Below are 1,748 nucleotides of genomic sequence, written 5' to 3'. Positions count from 1 at the left end.
GCCAAGCAGAAGGAAGAGCAGCGCATCGCTCATCTCGGCGTGATCAAGGATGCCAAGGACCAGATTTTCAACTCCGCCTTCGACGGCGTCGTCGGCAATCCGACCGGCAAGGTCACCATCGTCGAGTTCTACGACTATAATTGCGGCTTCTGCAAACGTGCCATCGACGACATGAAGGCGCTGACCAAGACCGATCCGGACCTGCGTTTCGTGCTCAAGGAATTCCCCATCCTCGGACCGGATTCGCAGAAGGCGAGCGTGGTCTCGATGGCCTTCCACCTGATGCACCCGGAAAAGTACGGCGAGTTCCACAATGCGTTGCTCGGCGGTCAGGGACGCGCCACCGAGGCGGCGGCCATGAAGGTCGCGCTGTCGCTCGGCGCCGACGAAGCGGCGCTGCGCGAGAAGATGAAGGACCCGACAATCAACGAGGCCCTCGCCAAGACCTACGATCTTGCCAACAAACTGGCGATCACCGGAACGCCGTCCTATGTCGTCGGCAACGAGGTGGTGTTCGGGGCGCTCGGGCAGGAAGTGCTGGCTGAAAAGATCGAGGCGGCGAAAGCCGCGCTCTGATCTTGCTCGCCAGCTATCTCTCACTGGCACATTTCCGCCTGTTGTGGACAGTGAAAGAACGCACTTGCGCTCTTTCCGCGGGCGGCTATGCCCATTATAGAGGGCCCAGCGCGCCGGCTTGATGACGGCGCCGGGAAAGGTCGGCTTTTTTGAAAACGGTTTTCGTCCTGAACGGTCCCAATCTCAACGCGCTCGGCAAGCGCGAGCCGGGCATCTATGGCGGCAAGACGCTTGCCGCGATCGCCGACGACTGCAAGCAGGCAGGCACGGCGCTGGGGTTCGAGATCGATTTCCGCCAGTCGAACCATGAGGGCGACCTTGTCGACTGGATTCAGGAAGCCGGCGACAAGGCTGTCGGCATCGTCATCAACCCGGGCGCCTACAGCCACACCTCGATTGCCATCCACGACGCCATCCGCGCCGTCGCACCATTGCCGGTGGCCGAAGTTCATCTTTCCAACATCCATGCGCGGGAACCATTCCGCCACGTCTCCATGGTCGCGCCGGTCGCCGTCGGCATGATCTGTGGCTTTGGGCCGCTCGGCTATACGCTGGCGCTACAGGCGCTGGCCGCACGCCTATGACCGGCCAACAAACAGAAGGCTCGAAAATGTCGATAAAGAAGACCGGTGTTGACCAGCAACTGATCCGCGATCTGGCGGGCATACTGAACGACACCAATCTCACCGAGATCGAGGTTGAACTGGGCGACCTGAAGGTGCGCGTCTCGCGGCAGGCGCCGGCCGTTCATGCAATCGCGGCGCCGCAACCGGCCTATGCGCCGGCAGCAGCGCAGGCTGCCGCCGTTGCCGTGCCTGTGGTGGCGGACCTTTCCAAGAATGCGGTCACCTCACCGATGGTCGGCACGGCCTATTTGGCTCCGTCGCCGGACGCCAAGGCATTCATCGAAGTCGGCCAGAAGGTCAAGGAAGGCCAGACGCTGCTGATCATCGAAGCAATGAAGACGATGAACCAGATCCCCTCGCCACGCGCCGGCACGGTGACCGCGATCCTTTTCGAGGATTCGCAGCCGGTCGAATATGGCATGCCGCTCGTCGTGATCGAGTAGAGCGGGCCTGATGTTTCAGAAGATCCTCATCGCCAATCGCGGCGAAATCGCCCTCCGGGTACTGCGCGCCTGCAAGGAACTCGGCATCCAGACGGTGGTGGTG

4 protein-coding genes are annotated in these 1,748 nt (G+C 61.8%); all 4 read left to right on the top strand.

The window, feature by feature from the left end; all coding sequences use genetic code 11:
* A partial coding sequence (locus ENZ75_RS30900) for a DsbA family protein (protein ID WP_164888142.1) occupies positions 1-576 on the top strand: 576 nt, incomplete at its 5' end.
* A gap of 149 nt (positions 577-725) precedes the next feature.
* Positions 726-1,160, top strand: coding sequence for a type II 3-dehydroquinate dehydratase (aroQ, locus tag ENZ75_RS30895; protein WP_013531359.1), 435 nt, complete (start codon positions 726-728; stop codon positions 1,158-1,160).
* A 26-nt stretch (positions 1,161-1,186) separates the two neighbouring features.
* Complete coding sequence (gene accB, locus ENZ75_RS30890; RefSeq protein WP_013531358.1) at positions 1,187-1,645, top strand: acetyl-CoA carboxylase biotin carboxyl carrier protein; 459 nt, start codon at positions 1,187-1,189, stop codon at positions 1,643-1,645.
* A 10-nt stretch (positions 1,646-1,655) separates the two neighbouring features.
* On the top strand, positions 1,656-1,748 hold a 93-nt coding region (locus ENZ75_RS35685; RefSeq protein ID WP_164888141.1), incomplete at its 3' end, for a biotin carboxylase N-terminal domain-containing protein.

The sequence above is a fragment of the Mesorhizobium sp. M7A.F.Ca.CA.002.04.1.1 genome (genome assembly GCF_004022805.1).
Lineage (GTDB): Bacteria > Pseudomonadota > Alphaproteobacteria > Rhizobiales > Rhizobiaceae > Mesorhizobium > Mesorhizobium ciceri.
Note: the sequence above shows the minus strand (reverse complement) of the source record. Positions and strands in the feature narration are given on the sequence as shown.